Source organism: Streptomyces sp. NPDC001100 (genome assembly GCF_053598575.1).
Genome location: NZ_JBSFKO010000001.1, coordinates 240,259 through 257,860, shown reverse-complemented (window position 1 = coordinate 257,860; position 17,602 = coordinate 240,259). Strand labels below are relative to the sequence as shown.

General features: G+C 70.1%; 11 protein-coding genes. 10 read left to right on the top strand and 1 reads right to left on the bottom strand.

What is annotated here, in order from left to right; all coding sequences use genetic code 11:
* Positions 1-540 precede the first annotated feature (540 nt).
* The 7 genes from ACWDEW_RS01165 to ACWDEW_RS01135 all read left to right on the top strand — a co-directional run bounded on the left by ACWDEW_RS01165 (position 541) and on the right by ACWDEW_RS01135 (position 10,955).
* Complete coding sequence (locus ACWDEW_RS01165) at positions 541-1,758, top strand: MFS transporter (RefSeq protein WP_450508740.1); 1,218 nt, start codon at positions 541-543, stop codon at positions 1,756-1,758.
* 53 nt (positions 1,759-1,811) lie between these two features.
* Positions 1,812-2,288 carry a hemerythrin domain-containing protein gene (locus ACWDEW_RS01160; RefSeq protein ID WP_450508389.1) on the top strand — a complete coding sequence of 159 codons (477 nt, stop codon included), beginning with the start codon at positions 1,812-1,814 and terminating at the stop codon, positions 2,286-2,288.
* A 295-nt stretch (positions 2,289-2,583) separates the two neighbouring features.
* Entirely contained in the window at positions 2,584-6,273 is a 3,690-nt protein-coding gene (locus ACWDEW_RS01155; RefSeq protein ID WP_450508387.1) for a nitrate reductase subunit alpha, read from the top strand.
* Positions 6,273-7,988: a nitrate reductase subunit beta gene (gene narH / locus ACWDEW_RS01150; RefSeq protein ID WP_450508385.1), complete on the top strand. Its 1,716-nt coding sequence runs from the start codon at positions 6,273-6,275 to the stop codon at positions 7,986-7,988. Before ACWDEW_RS01155 ends, narH begins: the two co-directional genes overlap by 1 nt.
* Positions 7,985-8,650, top strand: a complete 666-nt coding sequence (gene narJ, locus ACWDEW_RS01145; protein WP_450508383.1) for a nitrate reductase molybdenum cofactor assembly chaperone — start codon at positions 7,985-7,987, stop codon at positions 8,648-8,650. The genes narH and narJ overlap by 4 nt, the downstream gene beginning before the upstream one ends.
* Positions 8,647-9,414, top strand: coding sequence for a respiratory nitrate reductase subunit gamma (gene narI, locus ACWDEW_RS01140; RefSeq protein WP_450508381.1), 768 nt, complete (start codon positions 8,647-8,649; stop codon positions 9,412-9,414). The genes narJ and narI overlap by 4 nt, the downstream gene beginning before the upstream one ends.
* Positions 9,415-9,749: 335 nt before the next feature.
* The gene (locus ACWDEW_RS01135; RefSeq protein ID WP_450508380.1) at positions 9,750-10,955 is read left to right on the top strand and encodes a globin domain-containing protein; all 1,206 of its coding nucleotides are present in this window, start codon (positions 9,750-9,752) and stop codon (positions 10,953-10,955) included.
* A 997-nt stretch (positions 10,956-11,952) separates the two neighbouring features.
* Here the strand turns inward: ACWDEW_RS01135 and ACWDEW_RS01130 are convergent.
* On the bottom strand, positions 11,953-13,107 hold the full coding sequence (locus tag ACWDEW_RS01130; protein WP_450508378.1) for an ROK family protein: 1,155 nt from the start codon (positions 13,105-13,107) through the stop codon (positions 11,953-11,955).
* 368 nt (positions 13,108-13,475) lie between these two features.
* On the opposite strand from ACWDEW_RS01130, the gene ACWDEW_RS01125 reads away from it, so the two are divergent.
* The 3 genes from ACWDEW_RS01125 (at position 13,476) to ACWDEW_RS01115 (ending at position 17,592) form a co-directional block, all read left to right on the top strand.
* Positions 13,476-15,545: a fibronectin type III domain-containing protein gene (locus tag ACWDEW_RS01125; protein ID WP_450508377.1), complete on the top strand. Its 2,070-nt coding sequence runs from the start codon at positions 13,476-13,478 to the stop codon at positions 15,543-15,545.
* 71 nt (positions 15,546-15,616) lie between these two features.
* The gene (locus ACWDEW_RS01120) at positions 15,617-16,642 is read left to right on the top strand and encodes a carbohydrate ABC transporter permease (protein ID WP_450508375.1); all 1,026 of its coding nucleotides are present in this window, start codon (positions 15,617-15,619) and stop codon (positions 16,640-16,642) included.
* 11 nt (positions 16,643-16,653) lie between these two features.
* On the top strand, positions 16,654-17,592 hold the full coding sequence (locus tag ACWDEW_RS01115; protein ID WP_450508373.1) for a carbohydrate ABC transporter permease: 939 nt from the start codon (positions 16,654-16,656) through the stop codon (positions 17,590-17,592).
* Positions 17,593-17,602 lie beyond the last annotated feature (10 nt).

Genomic DNA, 17,602 nt, shown 5'->3' with positions numbered 1-17,602 from the left:
GGGACAGAGGTGCCCGAGTCCGGCGAAGAGCCGGCAGGGAGGCCGCGGGCGGCGCATGCCGGGTGTTCACCGCACGGCCGACCGGCACGTTGGCCGGCGGTGCGGTACTCCGGCCGGTCGACGAGTGCGTGAAGGCGCCGTTCGAGGCCATCGGGTCATCGTCCCCGAAGGCGATGGCAGGGGGTAGTGCTGGTAGGCCCTCATCTGCCGTGTCCCGGTAGGAGCCCGATGCGACCGCACCGTCCGGGGAGCGGCGCGGGCGGTGAGGGGCCCGCGCGGGCCGACGGAGAGCGGGTGGGCCGGAGCCGCTCCCGGAACCGAGTGCCTGGAACTAGGGCCCCATGGCCCATGTCGCCAAGGTGCTCGGGTGCGGACAGTGGCTGGGTGGGTGCGGCGCGGAGCCCGTGGTTCCGAGGCGACCTCCGTGTCACCGGGGACTTGGAGTGAGTGAGGGAAAGGACGGACACCATGGTCCAGTCGTCGACGAAGCAGGGTGACGGGTCGGCTTCAGGGGTGCCCGTGTCCGGCCGGGCATGGCTGATGCTGGCCCTGGCCACGGTCGGTTTCGCCGTCAACTTCTGGGCGTGGGCCTTGCTGAGCCCGCTCGGGCCGCGGTTCAAGGACGTCCTGGAGCTGAGCTCCTTCCAGCAGTCGCTGCTGGTGGCGGTGCCGGTCGTGGTCGGCTCTCTGGGCCGGATTCCGGTCGGCGCGCTGACCGACCGGTTCGGCGGGCGGGTCATGTTCCCGATCGTGTCCGCGGCCACCATCGTGCCGGTGCTCTACCTCGGCCTGGCCGGTCACTCCTCCTTCGCCGCGCTGCTGGCCGGCGGATTCTTCCTCGGTATCGGCGGCACCGCCTTCGCCGTCGGTGTGCCCTTCGTCAACGCCTGGTTCCCGCCCGAGCGGCGGGGGCTGGCCATCGGGGTGTTCGGCACCGGCATGGGCGGCACCGCCATCAGTGCCCTGACGACCGTGAAGCTGGTCGATGCGCACAGCATGTCGACACCGTTCCTGATCACGGCCGCGGTCCTGGCCGGGTACGCGGCGACCGCCGGGCTGCTGTTGCGGGACGCGCCCGGCCGGATCGTGCCGACGGAGCCGCTGACGCATCGCCTGGCAGCGACAGCCCGGCTGGGCATCACCTGGCAGGCGTCCGCCCTGTACGCGGTCGCGTTCGGTGGCTATGTCGCCTTCTCCGTCTACCTGCCCACCTATCTCAAGACCGGCTACGGGCTCACACAGGGGGACGCCGCGAACCGCATGGCGGGGTTCGTGCTGCTGGCCGTGGCGATGCGTCCGATCGGCGGCTGGCTGTCCGACCGACTGGGCCCGGTCCGGGTGCTGGCCGCGTCGCTGGCCGCCGTCGCGGCCGGGGCGGTGGTGCAGTCGTTCACTCCGGCGCTGGCACCGGTGGGCACCGTCGCCTTCCTGGCCATGGCCGCCGCGTTGGGCGCGGGCAGCGGGGCGACGTTCGCCCTGGTCGCCCTGCTGACCCCGGCGAACCGGGTCGGCTCGGTCACCGGCGTCGTCGGTGCCGCGGGCGGCCTGGGCGGCTTCCTCCCGCCGCTGGTGATGGGCTCGCTGTACGGGAAGTACGGCTCCTACGCGGCCGGTCTCGCCCTGCTCGCGCTGGTGGCCGCGGCAGCACTCGGCTTCACCCTCACCGGTGTCCGCTCCGCCGTCGCCCGGGGCGGCGTCCCGGCTCCGCGTCGTACCGGACATGGACGTCGGCCCGGCCCGGCGCCCACCACGGTGTGAGGACCGGCCGCCGGGAACCACGGACGGATCTCGAACAGGTAAGGAGCAGCACCGTGTGTGAGTACTGCGGCTGCCAGTCGCTGGCGTCGATCGACGAACTGACCCGCGAGCACGACGAGGTCGTCCGGCTGATCAGCCATCTCCGTCCCGCCCGCGAGGACGGTGACCTGGAAGGGCTGGCGCGGGTCGCCCGCCGGATCGCCATCGTGCTCGGCCCTCACACGCAGGTCGAGGAGCAGGGCCTGTTCCCCGCGTTGGCCGGGGACTTCCCCGAGCAGATCTCCGCTCTGGAAGCCGAGCACCGCCGCGTCGAAGCGGTGCTGGCCGAGGCAGCCGACGGTGTCACGCCCTCGGACCCGGCCTGGCCGGACCGGCTGATCGAGACGATGGCGATGCTGCGTGACCACATTCTCAAGGAGCAGGACGGCGTCTTCCCGGCCGCGCTCGCGAACCTCGCCACCGCGGAGTGGGAAGCGGTGGAGGCCGTGCGCGCGGAGGCAGGCAGCACCCTGTCCCGGCCGGCTGTCTGATGGGCCGTCCAAGGCCCACCACCGGGCAGGCCGGGCCGCTTCCCCCCTCTCATCGGCCGGACCGTCCCGCCCCTGGGCGCCTTCCGGCTCGACCGCGCGGAACCCGGGTGGCCGATTCGGCGCGGAGACGATCCCCGCCGGCCGGGCTCCGCACGATCCTCGCGTCGTTGTCGACCTTTCGCCGGACAGCGCCCGTACAGTCGGGTGCGCCAGTCTGGAACACGTCTCGAACGGGCCTGAACGCCCGGAGCGGAGTGGCACGTTGGGCACGAGAGACAGTCGGGCACGAGCGCGCATGGACGGTGAACTGGCAGAGGCGCTGGTGCGCAGCCGCCGCTTCTTCAGCCGGGCGGAGGTCTCCGAGGATCTGCGCACCCTGCACCGCGAGGGCGGCCGGCAGGCGGACGACTTCTACCGGGACCGCTGGTCGCACGACAAGGTGGTGCGCTCCACCCACGGGGTGAACTGCACCGGCTCCTGTTCGTGGAAGGTGTACGTCAAGGACGGCATCATCACCTGGGAGGCCCAGCAGACGGACTATCCCTCGGTGGGACCGGACCGCCCCGAGTACGAGCCGCGCGGCTGCCCGCGCGGGGCCGCGTTCTCCTGGTACACCTACTCGCCCACACGGGTGCGCTACCCGTACGTGCGCGGCGTGTTGCTGGAGATGTACCGGGAGGCCAGGGCCCGCCTCGGCGATCCGGTGGCGGCCTGGGCGGACATCGTCTCCGACCCCGTACGCGCCCGCCGTTACAAGGCGGCGCGCGGCAAGGGCGGTCTGGTACGGGCGAGTTGGGACGAGGCGGTGGAGATGGTGGCCGCCGCGCACGTGCACACGATCAAGGAGTACGGGCCGGACCGGCTGGCCGGGTTCTCGCCCATCCCGGCGATGTCGATGGCGTCGCATGCGGCGGGAGCACGTTTCTACTCGCTGCTCGGCGGCGTCATGCTCTCTTTCTACGACTGGTACGCCGACCTGCCGGTGGCCTCGCCGCAGGTGTTCGGGGACCAGACCGACGTGCCCGAGTCGGGGGACTGGTGGGACGCCGGCTATCTGATCATGTGGGGCTCGAACCTGCCGGTCACCCGTACGCCCGACGCGCACTGGATGGCCGAGGCCCGCTACCGGGGACAGAAGGTCGTCGCGGTGTCGCCGGACTACGCGGACAACGTGAAGTTCGCCGACGAGTGGCTGGCGGCCCAGCCGGGCACCGACGGGGCCCTGGCGATGGCCATGGGGCACGTGATCCTCAAGGAGTTCTTCGTCGACCGGCAGACGGAGCACTTCGCCTCCTATGTGAAGCGGTACACCGACCTGCCCTTCCTGGTCGTCCTAGACGAGGCCGAGGACGAGCCGGGCACCTGCACGCCGGGCAAGTTCCTGACCGCCGCCGACCTCGGTGGCGAGGCCGCCGAAGCCGAGCACGCGGAGTTCCGTACCGTGCTGCTGGACGCGGCCACCGGGGAGCCGGTGGTGCCGAACGGCACGCTCGGCGACCGCTACGGCGAGGCCGGGGCCGGGAAATGGAACCTCGACCTGGGCGACACCGATCCCTTGCTGTCGGCCGAGGGTGGCGGCGAGGTGCCGGTCACGGTCGGACTGCCGCGCTTCGACGCTCCGGACGGCAGTGCGGACCGGCTGCGGCGCGGAGTGCCGGTACGGCGGGTCGCCGGACGTCTGGTGACCACGGTGTACGACCTGCTGCTGGCCCAGTACGGGGTGGCCCGCGACGGCCTGCCCGGCCGCTGGCCGTCCTCGTACGAGGACGCGACGGAGCCGTACACCCCGGCCTGGCAGGCGGCGATCACCGGCGTGGACGCCGAGCGGGCGGCCCGTGTCGCCCGGGAGTTCGCTGCCAACGCCGAGGAGTCCGGCGGCCGTTCGATGATCATCATGGGGGCGGGCACCAACCACTGGTTCCACTCCGACACCATCTACCGCGCCTTCCTGACCCTCACCACCCTCACCGGCTGCCAAGGGGTGAACGGCGGCGGCTGGGCCCACTACGTCGGGCAGGAGAAGGTCCGTCCGATCACCGGTTACTCGGCGATCGCGACCGCCGCCGACTGGAACCGGCCGGCCCGGCAGATGATCCAGACCGCCTACTGGTACCTGCACGCCGACCAGTTCCGCTACGACCCGTTCTCCGCCGACACCCTCGCGGCGGCCGGTCCCGGCCGGGACGGCCCGTTCGCCGGGAAGACCACGGCGGACGTCATCGCGCAGTCGGCCCGGATGGGCTGGATGCCGTCGTACCCGACCTTCGACCGCAACCCGCTGGACCTGGCCGACGAGGCCGCCGCCGCGGGCCGCCCGGCCGCCGAGCACGTGGTGGACGAACTGAAGGCCGGGCGGCTGCGGTTCGCGGGCGAGGATCCGGACGCACCCGAGAACTTCCCCCGGGTGCTGACCATCTGGCGGGCCAACCTGCTGGGTTCCTCGGCCAAGGGCAACGAGTACTTCCTGAAACACCTGCTCGGCACCGACCACGCGGTCCGGGCGACCGAGGCGCCGCCGGACGCCCGCCCGCGGGACGTGGTCTGGCGGGAGGAGGCCCCCGAGGGCAAGCTCGACCTCCTGCTCACACTGGACTTCCGCATGACCAGCACCACGGTCTTCTCCGACGTGGTGCTGCCGGCCGCCACCTGGTACGAGAAGCACGACCTGTCCAGCACCGACATGCACCCCTTCGTGCACGCCTTCAACCCGGCGATCTCCCCGCCCTGGCAGACCCGTACCGACTGGGACGCCTTCCACACCCTCGCCAAGGAGTTCAGCCGACAGGCCGCCGGTCATCTCGGCGTACGGAGGGACGTCGTCACCGCGCCGCTGCTGCACGACACCCCCGACGAACTGGCCAACCCGCACGGGACGGTGCGTGACTGGAAGGCGGGCGAGTGCGAACCGGTGCCCGGCCGCACCATGCCGAAACTCGTCACCGTCGAACGCGACTACGGGGCGGTGGCGCAGAAGATGGCCGCGCTCGGCCCGCTGCTGGACTCCCTGGGCGCCACCACCAAGGGTGTCACCTTCGAGGTCGGCCGCGAACTGGAGTACCTGCGGCACAAGAACGGCACCGTGCGGGGCGGAGTGGCCGACGGGAGGCCCTCGATCGCCCGCGACACCGATGCCTGTGAGGCGATCCTCGCCCTGTCCGGCACCACCAACGGACACCTCGCCACCCAGGGCTTCCATACCCTCGAAGCGCGTACGGGCAGGCAGTTGGCGGATCTCGCGGCCGAGCACGAGGGGAAACGGATCACCTTCGCCGACACTCAGGCCGCTCCCGTCCCGGTCATCACCTCACCCGAGTGGTCGGGCTCGGAGACCGGCGGGCGCCGATACTCCCCCTTCACCATCAACGTCGAGCGCCTCAAGCCCTGGCACACCCTCACCGGCCGCCAGCACTTCTACCTCGACCACGACTGGATGACCGCCCTCGGAGAGCAACTGCCGGTATACCGGCCCCCGTTGAACATGAACGCCCTGTTCGGCGAGCCACGCGTCGGCGACACCGGCGAACTCGGCGTGACCGTGCGCTACCTGACCCCGCACAACAAGTGGTCGATCCACTCCGAGTACCAGGACAACCTGTTCATGCTGTCGCTGTCCCGGGGCGGTCCGACGATCTGGATGAGCAAGGAGGACGCGGCGAAGATCGGCGTCCACGACAACGACTGGGTCGAGGCGGTCAACCGCAACGGCGTCGTCGCCGCCCGCGCGGTGGTCTCGCACCGCATGCCCGAGGGCACCGTCTACATGCACCACGCCCAGGACCGCCTGATCGACGTGCCCCGCACCGAGACCAACGGCCGGCGCGGCGGCATCCACAACAGCCTGACCCGGCTGCTGATCAAGCCGAGCCATCTGATCGGCGGCTACGCCCAGTTGACGTACGCCTTCAACTACCTCGGCCCGACCGGCAACCAGCGCGACGAGGTCACCGTCGTCCGCCGTCGCACCAACCAGGAGGTGACGTACTGATGCCCCGTGGCGAAGCCACCATCGGACGTGTCATGGCCCAGATGGCGATGGTGATGAACCTCGACAAGTGCATCGGCTGCCACACCTGCTCGGTCACCTGCAAGCAGGCGTGGACCAACCGCACCGGCGTCGAGTACGTGTGGTTCAACAACGTCGAGACCCGTCCCGGCCAGGGCTACCCCCGCCGCTACGAGGACCAGGAGAAGTGGCGCGGCGGCTGGGAACTCAACAAACGCGGCAACCTCACGCTGAAGGCGGGCGGCCGTTTCAAGAAGCTGATCACGATCTTCTCCAACCCGGTGCTGCCGTCCCTCGACGACTACTACGAGCCCTGGACGTACGACTACGAGACCCTGACGAACGCGCCGCTGCAGGAGCACACCCCCGTCGCCCGCCCCAAGTCCCTGATCACCGGCAAGGACATGAAGATCGCCTGGTCGGCGAACTGGGACGACGACCTCGGCGGCTCCGTGGACCACGGCGACAAGGACGTGCTGCTGAACCAGGTCTCGGAAAAGGTCAAGTTCGAGTTCGAGCAGACCTTCATGTTCTACCTGCCGCGCATCTGCGAACACTGCCTCAACCCGTCCTGCGCGGCCTCCTGCCCCTCCGGCGCGATCTACAAGCGCGAGGAGGACGGCATCGTCCTGGTCGACCAGGACCGCTGCCGGGGCTGGCGCATGTGCGTGACCGGATGCCCGTACAAGAAGGTGTACTTCAACCACCGCACCGGCAAGGCCGAGAAGTGCACCTTCTGCTTCCCGCGCGTCGAGGTCGGCCTGCCCACCGTCTGCTCCGAGACCTGCGTGGGCCGGCTGCGCTACCTCGGCCTCGTCCTCTACGACGCGGACAGGGTGCTGGAAGCCGCTTCCACCCCCGACGACACGGATCTGTACGAGGCCCAGCGGCAGGTCTTCCTGGACCCGCACGACCCCGCGGTCGTGCGGGCGGCGGAGAAAGCGGGCATTCCCCGGGACTGGATCGAGGCCGCCCAGCGATCCCCGGTCCACGCCCTGATCAACACCTACAAGGTGGCGCTTCCGCTGCACCCGGAATACCGCACCCTGCCCATGGTCTGGTACATCCCGCCCCTGTCCCCGGTGGTCGACGCCGTCCGCGACACCGGCGAGGACGCCGAGGACCACCGCAACCTGTTCGCCGCCGTCGAATCCCTGCGCATCCCCGTCGACTACCTCGCCCAGTTGTTCACCGCCGGCGACCCGGTACCGGTCGACGCGGTGCTCCGCCGCCTGGCCGCCATGCGCGCGTACATGCGGGACATCAACCTCGGCCGCGAGCCGGACACGTCCATCCCGGCGGCGGTCGGGATGGGCGAGGAGCAGATGTACGACATGTACCGGCTGCTGGCCCTGGCGAAGTACGACGAGCGGTACGTCATTCCGCCCGCGCACGCCGAACAGGCCCACAAACTGGAGGAGATCGCCACCGAGTGCAGCCTGGACTACGAGGGCGGCCCCGGCATGGGAGGCTCCGGCCCCTTCGGCGAGTCTTCCGGCGGCGCCGTTCCGATCGCGGTGGAGAACTTCCATGTCCTGCGTGACCGGCAGACGGCCGACACTCCGGCCGCCCCCACCGACAAGGCCACCCGCGTCAACCTTCTCAGCTGGGACGGCAAGGGCTCCCCGTCCGGCCTGTTCCCGGACAGACCGTCCGACGGCAGCGAGGCCGACGGGAAAGCCGAGCCGAAGCCATGAAGAGGAAGCCCACGCGCACCGCCCGCACCCAGCCCTGGCACCCCCACGCCTGGCAGGCCCAGTCCCTGCTGCTCGACTACCCCGACGAACAGTTCGAGCAGCGCCTGGCCCTGGCCGACCGGGTCGCCGCCGCCCTGCCGGGACCGGTCGGCCGCCCCCTGCTCCGCTTCACCGCACACGCCGAGCAGACCACCCGCGCCGATCTGGCCGCCGCCTATGTCGCCACCTTCGACCACCGCAAACGCTGCTGCCCGTACCTGACGTACTACGCGTACGGCGACACCCGGAAGCGCGGCATCGGCCTGCTGCGGCTGAAGCAGACCTACGCCGCGGCCGGCTGGCGCCTGGGCGAGGACGAACTGCCCGACCACCTCGCCGTCGTCCTCGAATTCGCCGCCACCGACCCCGCGGCCGGACACGACCTGCTGATCGAACACCGTGCCGGCCTGGAGCTCCTGCGCCTGGCCCTGACCGACGACGGCTCGCCCTGGGCGCAGGTCCTGGACTCCGTCTCCGCCACCCTGCCCGCCCTGGCCGGCGACGATCGCGAAGCCGTCATGCGCCTGGCCGCGCAGGGCCCGCCCGAGGAGCAGGTCGGCCTCGACCCGTACGCGGCATCCCCCGTGTTCCTGCCCGACCCCGTCGTAGGAGGACCCCGATGACCGCGCCCGCGCAGCCCCTCACCCTGGCGGCCCAGGCAGGCACCGGCGGAACCCTGTTGTGGGCCGTCCTGCCCTACGTCTCGCTCGCCGTCTTCGTCCTGGGCCACATCTGGCGCTACCGCTACGACAAGTTCGGCTGGACCACGCGCTCCTCCCAGCTGTACGAGAGGCGGCTGCTCCGCATCGGCAGTCCGCTGTTCCACTTCGGCATCCTCGTGGTGCTCCTCGGCCACATCGGCGGCCTGGTCATCCCCAAGGGCTGGACCGAGGCGGTCGGCGTCAGCGAGCACACGTACCACATCGGCGCGGTCGTACTCGGCACGATGGCGGGCGTCGCCACGCTCGGCGGGCTGGCCATCCTGATCTACCGGCGCCGCACCGTCGGCCCGGTCTTCTCCGCCACCACCCGCAACGACAAGGCCATGTACGTCTCGCTGACCCTGACCATCGCGCTCGGTCTGTCCGCCACGGTGGCCGCCAACGTCGTCGGCGGGGGATACGACTACCGCGAGACCATCTCCCCCTGGTTTCGCTCCCTCTTCTACCTCCAGCCCGACCCGGACCTGATGACCGGTGTCCCCGTGCTGTTCCAACTGCACGCGCTCAGCGCCCTGTTGCTGTTCGCGGCCTGGCCGTTCACCCGGCTCGTCCACATGCTCACCGCGCCGCTGGGCTACCTGACCCGCCCCTACATCGTCTACCGCAGCCGCGACACCCGGCTCGGCGCCCGCCCGCCACGTCGCGGCTGGGAACGCGTGGGGTGATGAACGGCTGGTCGGCCACCGCGCGGTGATCCTGCCCGTGACGGCGGCACCGTGTCACGGCGGGTGCCGTGGCCGGCACGGTCACGGGGCGACATACGGCCCACGCCCGCCGATCCACGGTTCACCGGTCCGCGACCGGGGCCGGGCGAGCGGGCAAGGGACCGCCCGGTGGTCTCATCGCGGGCCGAGGGGCTCCGCAACGAGGGAAGTTCGGCCCTGTCGGCGCCGCCAGGGGCGCCGAGATCATCGACGGGACGGGCGGATCTGCTCCCCCACCGGCCCCTGTGGTGAAGGTGCGTCCCGTTCCCGGCGTTCCCGCACCCTGAAGGAGTCCCATGCTTTCGCCCGAGTCGGCCGCTGTCGTCCGTGCCACCCTGCCCGCAGTCGGTGGCGCCCTGGACGAGATCACCACCCGCTTCTACGCCACGATGTTCGGCGAACGGCCCGAGCTGCTGGACGGGCTGTTCAACCGCGGCAACCAGGCCAGCGGCGAGCAGCGCAGGGCGCTGGCCGGATCCATAGCCGCCTTCGCCCAGGCGCTGCTCGCCGACCCCGACGCCCGGCCGGACGCCCTGCTGGCCCGGATCGCCCACAAGCACGCCGCGCTCGGCGTCACCGAGGAGCAGTACACGATCGTCCACAAGTACCTGTTCCGTGCCATCGCCGACGTACTGGGCGAGGCGGTCACCCCGGAGGTGGCCGCCGCCTGGGACGAGGTGTACTGGCTGATGGCCGGCGCCCTCATCGCCCAGGAGGCCCGTCTCTACCAGCAGGCACAGGTCGATCCCCGCAAGCCGTGGCGGCAGTGGATCGTGGTGGAGCGCCGGGAGGAGACCGCGGACGTGACCTCCTTCCTGCTGCGCCCTGCCGACGACGGCCCCCTGCCACCGGCCCGCGCCGGCCAGTACGTCAGTGTCCGGGCGCTCATGCCCGACGGGGTCCACCAGACCCGCCAGTACAGCCTGTCCAACGCCCCCGGCGACCGGACACGCCGCATCACCGTCAAGCAGGTCGCGGGCGTGGCCGGGGCCCCCGAGGGCGAGGTCTCCAACCACCTGCACCGCACCGTGCGCGCCGGAGACGAGCTGACCCTGTCGGCACCCTTCGGCGACGTGGTCCTCGACGACGCCGACACTCCGCTGCTGCTCGTCTCCGCGGGCATCGGCTGCACCCCGATGGTCGCCATGCTCGAACACCTCGCGGCCACCGGAGCCACCCGGCCGGTATGGATGCTGCACGCCGACCGCTCCCCGGCCGAGCACGCCCTGCGCGCCGACACCGACCGCGCCCTGGGTGAACTCCCGGCCGCTCGGGCCCAGTTCTGGTACGAGCAGGACGCCACCAGCGAACCGGGCTCCCGCCCCGGCCTGATGGACCTCACCGGCCTGGACCTGCCCGCCGACGCCGACGTCTACCTGTGCGGCTCGCTGCCCTTCATGCGCGCGGTACGCACCCAGCTGCTGAAGGCGGGCATTCCCGCCCGCCACATCCGCTACGAGGTCTTCGGCCCCGACCTGTGGCTGGCCCACGTGGAGGACTGAAACCGCCCCGCATCATCGGTGACGTGACTGCTCCCAGGGGAGGACGGACCGAGCATGGCCTTGGCCTGGAGGAACTACGACGTCCATGCCGACTCCTCGGAATGGGGTGCCGCCCGCCCGCCGCCGCGTCCCGCGCCGTCCTCGGTCGTGACCCTGCCGGGTTGCAGGTGCGTCCGAGCGTGCGCTTTGCACACTCCGGGGCGCTGTTCCAGACCGTCGCGGCGGTCGGCATGATCACCACTGCCCGGGCCGCCGCTACCTGCCCGCACGCCGAAGGCCGCATCCCGCACCAGGCCACAACTTCACTCGACAGCCGTCTGCATTCACGGTCAGGTACGGCCGGGCCTTCCGGCGAACCCTTCGGGGCACCATCGACTCACCTGTAGTCCACCGCCCGGCTCTGGCAGTGATAGCCGCGGCGCGGGCATCACGGCGCAGGGTGGAACGGCGGGCCTCCCGTCCGGCTCGGCCATGAGCCTGGGACTCTGCACCGGCTCTCAGACACCGACCCCGGCTATCCAAGCGAGGCCGCTGAGGCATCTGCGGCGATGGCCGTGTCGGCACATCCTCCCTTGCTTTTTTACCGAGGAAGGATCCCCATCAGGAGCCTGCAGTCGCCGTGGAGCCCACCCTGAAACCGCCCCCGCGCAGCCCATAATCGCAGGCAGGCGGCACCGCGCCGGATCCTCCCCAGCCGCTCCCCTGGGGAGCGGCTGGGGAGTTTATCGCCGCTCGGGGAGGCTCTGGGGAGTTTGAGCGGCACAAACCGGCACCCCTGTAAAAGACGCCGAAAGACACGTTCCCACAGGTCAGAGGCTCAATAGGCTCTGAATCCACAGGTCGGCGCCCCACCCCCGGGGCCTCCATGCCGAAGGTGCCCTGGAGGGTGGGGCGGGTGGTGAAGGACATGTCTCACCTCTGCGGTCGCACACGTGGTCGTCCCGGTCGTCCTGATCGGGCAGCAGACTATCGACCGAAGGCGTGCACACGTCACCGCCTACTTCGCGGGAGCGAACACGCGCTGGGCCGCGACCACCGCCCCACCGCGCGCCCACTCCTCGAACGGCAGGGGACGGACCACGAGATCGCAGTCCACGGCGGCACCGAACGCGTGGTCCACGAAGGCCTGCCGGATGTGGTCGGCGAAGAGGTCGTAGGAGGCGACACCCTCGCCGGAGATGATGATCCGCTCCGGTCCGACGAGGTTGGCGACACAGGCGAGGGCGAGGCCCACGGCGTGACCGGCGCGGGCGAAGACGGCCCGGACGGCGGGGTCGCCGGTGTGCGCGAGGCGGATCGCGCCGTCCATGGTCAACTCCGCGTCGCCGGTGGCCTGTCGGGCCTGCTCGACGATCGCGTGGGTGGAGGCGACCGCCTCCACGCACCCTGTGTTGCCGCAGGTGCAGACCCGGTCGGTGCCGCTCACCGGCAGGTGTCCCACCTCGCCCGCCACGCCGTGCGCGCCGGAGACCACCCGGCCGGCGACACAGAGCCCGGCGCCGATGCCGGCGCCGACGGTGACCAGGGCGAAGATCGACAGTCCGACGCCGGCGCCGAACCACTGCTCGGCCACGGTCAGCGCCCGTACGTCGTTCTCGATGACCGTGGGTGTCCCGGTGGCCGTCTCGACGAGCTGGGCGAGCGGCACCCGGCGCCAGTTGAGGAAGGGCGAGTACTGGACCGTGCCCAACTGGCTGTCCACGTCACCGGAGATGGTGACCCCGACACCGTGGAGGTCGGCGGTGCCCTCCAGGTGCGCCGCCGCGCGCAGTTCGCCGACCAGGCGGGCGATGGCCAGCACCACGGTGCCCACGTCGCGTGAGTCGAGGCGGACGCGCCGGGAGGCGAGCGGACGGGCCGTCAGATCGGCCAGCACACCGATGAGTTCCTCGCCGGTGACCTTCACACCGGCGAACAGGGCGCGCTCTGGCCGTACTTCGACCGGGGTGGCCGGGCGGCCGTTCGTCCGCTCGGTGGCGGGCCGGCCGCCCTCGGCGATCCAGCCGTCGGCCATCAGCGAGCTGGCCACTTTGGTGACGGCTCCGGCAGTCAGCCCGGTCCGCCGGCCGATCTCGGCGCGACTCAGCGGACCGTGCTGGAGCAGGGTCTGCAGGACGAGTGCGGCCGCGGGCGGCTGGTCGGCGAGGGTCATGAGGCCACGTTACCTTTCCTTTGGAAAGTAAGACAAGGGATATTCATCGGCCCTATGGGCCTGAAACTGCAGGTCATTCGGCAGCAGGTGGCCCAAACCCCCCACCCGGCCACACAAAGGTCGGAGTTTTCTAGGCCCTAACTATGTTGACGCTGGAAGGAAACTAAGCCTAGATTCGCCGCACTCCTCGTCGGGGCGGACGGGACGGTCTGCGCCGGTGAGGAGTGTGTGGCCCCCACCCACTCGCCCGTTGGTCCCAGCGAACCCCCTCGGTGATGTCCCGGGACGACCACCACCGAGCGGCTCCCCGCACCTCGACACCTCAGGCGGGAACCCCGCCTGCAGCCGCGCCCTGACGGAGTGAACACATGCCTCGTCCAGCTCGACCCACACGCCTGAGAACTCTCACCTGCCTCACCGCGCTGACGGCGGCGCTCGTCGTGCCCGCCTCCGCGCGGGCCGCGACCGCCGCCGACGCCTCGGGGGCCCAGGCATCCGGTACCACGACCGCCACGACCACGCCCGTCGTGGCCGCCAAGCCCTACATGGGCTACAGCACCTGGAGCGTCGAATCCACCAACTTCCCCGGCTACGGCGGGGACTGGCTCACAGAGGCGCACGTCCTGCAGCAGGCGGACGTGCTGTCCTCGAAGTTGAAGTCGCACGGCTACAACTACGTGAACGTGGACGCCGGTTGGAACGACGCCAAGGGCGACGCCTACGCCCGGCCGACCCCGAACCTGACGAAGTTCCCGCACGGGATGAAGTACCTCGCGGACCAACTCCACCGCAAGGGACTGAAGTTCGGCCTGTATCTGGCCGTCGGCCTCTACCAGCAGGCGTACAACGACGGCAAGACGCCGATCTACAACGCGCCGGGCTGCACCACCAAGGACATCGTCTACCCGGACCTGCGCAAGACCAGCGGCTGGGACGACGTCTCCTACCAGCTGAACTTCTCCAGCCCCTGCACCACCAAGTACATCCAGTCCGAGGCCGACCAACTGGCCTCCTTCGGCGTCGACTTCCTCAAGATCGACGGCGTGGGCCCCGGTTCCAACCAGGGCGACGCGGCGCACAACAACGTCCCCGACATCCAGGCCTGGCACACCGCCCTGAAGAACACCGGGCGGCCCATCGAGTTCACCCTGTCCTGGTCGCTCAGCCACAACCAGGCCGACGTCTGGAAGGCCAACTCCAACGGCTGGCGCGTCGACACGGACGTCGAGTGCTACTGCGACACGCTGGTGACGTGGAACAACTCCGTCAAGGCGCGCTGGAACGACGTCGTGCCGTGGATCGACGACGCCGGCCCCGGCCACTGGAACAACCTCGACTCGCTCGACGTGGGTTCGGACGTCATGGACGGCGTCAACCAGACCGAGCGGCAGAGCTACATGACCCTGTGGGCCATCGAGGCCGCGCCGCTGTACATCGGTGACGACCTCACCAAGCTCGACAAGTACGGCCTGAAGCTGCTCACGAACGACGAGGTCATCGCGGTCGACCAGGCGGGCAACCCGGCCAGGCCGGTCAGCCAGAGGACGCCCCAGCAGACCTGGTACGCCCGCAACGCGGACGGCAGTTACACCGTGGCCCTGTTCAACCTGGGCAAGGGCTACTCGGACGTGACCGCCGACTTCAGCGACCTCGGCATCAGCGGCAAGGCCAAGGTCCGTGACCTGTGGAGCCACAAGAACCTCGGCTCGGTCAGCGGCAGGTTCACCGACAACCTGGCCCCGCACGGCTCGCGACTGCTGCGCATCACGCCCGCCGCGACCGGCAGCCACCCGGGTGTGCCGCTCAACGTGCACGGCACCGCGTCGACGGCCGGCAGCGTCTCGCTCGCCTGGAGCGCGGTCAACTCCGGTACGAAGACCACCGGTTACGACGTGTACGCCAACGGTACGAAGAAGGCCACCGTCACCGGCACCTCCGCCTCCGTGAGCGGTCTGCAGGCCGGTACCGCCTACTCCCTCACCGTGGTCGCCCACGACGCCAAGGGACGGAAGTCCGCCCCCAGCAAGGGAGTCGACGTCACCACCCCGGCGGCCGGCGGACCGGTGTCCTACGAGGCCGAGGCCTCCGGGAACACCCTCACCGGCAACGCCTCCGTGGGCGACTGCTCCGCGTGCTCCGGCGGCAAGAAGGTCGGCAACCTCGGAGGCACCGGAACCCTGGCGGTCAACCACGTCACCGCGCCCCGCGACGGCACCTACCTGATGAAGCTCGACTACACCGACGGCTCCACCGGCCGCACGATGATCATCGGCACGGGTGACACCTCGTTCCAGCAGTTCCTGCCCGGCAGCAACGACAACAACTGGGGGCAGCCGAGCTCGATCACGGTGCCCGTCCAGCTGAAGGCCGGCGACAACACGATCATCTTCGGCAACGCCTCGGACTACGCCTCCGACGTGGACCGCATCACCCTCTGACCGTCGTCCCTCCGACCGTCGTCCCTCCGACCTGACCAGCCGCCAACCGACCGACATCCGAGGAGAGTTCCGTGGTGGTCACATCACAGGGCGAGCCCAAGACGCCGACCCCACCGCCGTCCGCCGCGGTGACCACCACGGCCACCGGCCCCGGCTCGACCCCCCGTGTCCGCACGACCCGTTCGGCCCGCAGGGCGAGCCGACACGCGCCGACCAGGTCCGCGGCGGCCCGACGCCGCGACCTGCCGGTCGCCCTCCTGCTGATCATTCCCTCCGTCGTCGGATTCGCGGTCTTCTACGCCTATCCGACCTTCCGAGGCATCTACCTCAGCTTCACCGACTTCCATGTCCTCACCCCGCCGAACTGGGTGGGACTGGCCAACTTCCACCAGATGTTCGGCGACGACGTCTTCTGGCACTCCCTGCTCGTCACCGTCTACTTCGTGATCCTGGCCGTCGTCTTCGGCACATTGGCCTCCCTGGTGACGGCCGTGGTGCTGCACCGGGTGACCAAGTCGTCGGCGCTGCGCGGCGTGATCCTGCTGCCGTTCCTGATCTCCAACGTCATCGCCGCGCTGGTGTGGCAGTGGATGCTCGACCCGTCCCTCGGTGTCGTCAGCCTCGTCCTGCAGCATCTGACGGGCCACTCCATCCTCTTCTTCGGCAGCAGCGCCTGGGCCGTCCCGTCCCTCGCCGCGATCAGCATCTGGAAGTGGATGGGCTACTACTCCCTGCTGATCTTCGCCGGACTGCAGACCATTCCGTCCACCATCTACGAGGCCGGCCGGGTCGACGGCGCCAGTGAGGCGCAGATGTTCCGGCGCCTCACGGTGCCCCTGCTGCGGCCCATCCTCGTCATGGTGGTCGTCCTGACGGTGATCAACTCCTTCCAGGTGTTCGACATCGTGCAGGTCACCACCCAGGGCGGCCCGGCGAACGCCTCGAACGTGCTGCAGATGTACATCTACAGCAAGGCCTTCCGCCAGTTCGACTTCGGCTACGCCGCCACCCTCTCGCTGGCCCTGTTCGCCCTGCTCATCACGGTCACCTTCACCCAGCTGCGGCTCGCCCGCGCCAACGAATCCGACCTGAGCTGAAGGAGCCCGTCATGGCAGTCACCCTCGCCCCAGGCCGGGCGGCCACCGCGCAGCCCCGGCCCCGGAAGAACCGCAGAAGCCTCTCCCCCGGCAGGATCGTCGCCTGGACCTATCTGGGCATCGTCGTCGTGGTCACGCTCTTCCCGTTCTACTGGATCCTGCGCACCGCGCTGTCCAACAACTACAAGCTGTCGACGCACCCGTCCTCGCCGCTGCCGGTGGGTTTCACCTGGGGTGCCTTCGAACGCGTCCTCGGGATCGCCTCCACCGCCGAGGCACAGGCCCAGGGCGGCTCGGGCGCGGCCATCAACATCGCGCTGTACCTGCGCAATTCGCTGATCTACGCGTCCGTGCAGACCGTGCTGATCGTGCTGTTCGCCTCGGCCGGCGCCTACGCGTTCTCCCGGCTGCACTGGCGGGGCCGCAACCTGGTGTTCAACATCCTGATCACCGCGCTGATGGTGCCCAGCGTCTTCACGCTGCTGCCCAACTTCGTGTTCGTCAAAGACCTCGGACTGACCAACACGTTCGCCGGACTGATCCTGCCCGGAGCGCTCTTCCAGGCGTTCACGCTGTTCTTCCTGCGGCAGTTCATGCTCGGCCTGAGCAACGAGGTCGAGGAGGCCGCCATCCTCGACGGTGCGGGCCCGCTGCGGATCTTCTTCCGGATCGTCCTGCCGATGTCGTCCGCGCCGATCGCCACCGTGTCGCTGCTGATGTTCGTCAACGCCTGGAACGACTACTTCTGGCCGCTGCTGATCACCAACAGCCAGGACGTGCAGCCACTGACCCTCGCGCTCGGCGTCTTCAAGCAGTCCTCGCCCCAAGCCGCCCCAGACTGGGCCGGGTTGATGGCCGCCGCCCTGGTCGCGGCCCTGCCGATGCTGCTGCTGTTCGTCGCCTTCGGCAAGCGCATCGTCAACTCCATCGGCTTCTCCGGCCTCAAGTGACCGGCCGTAC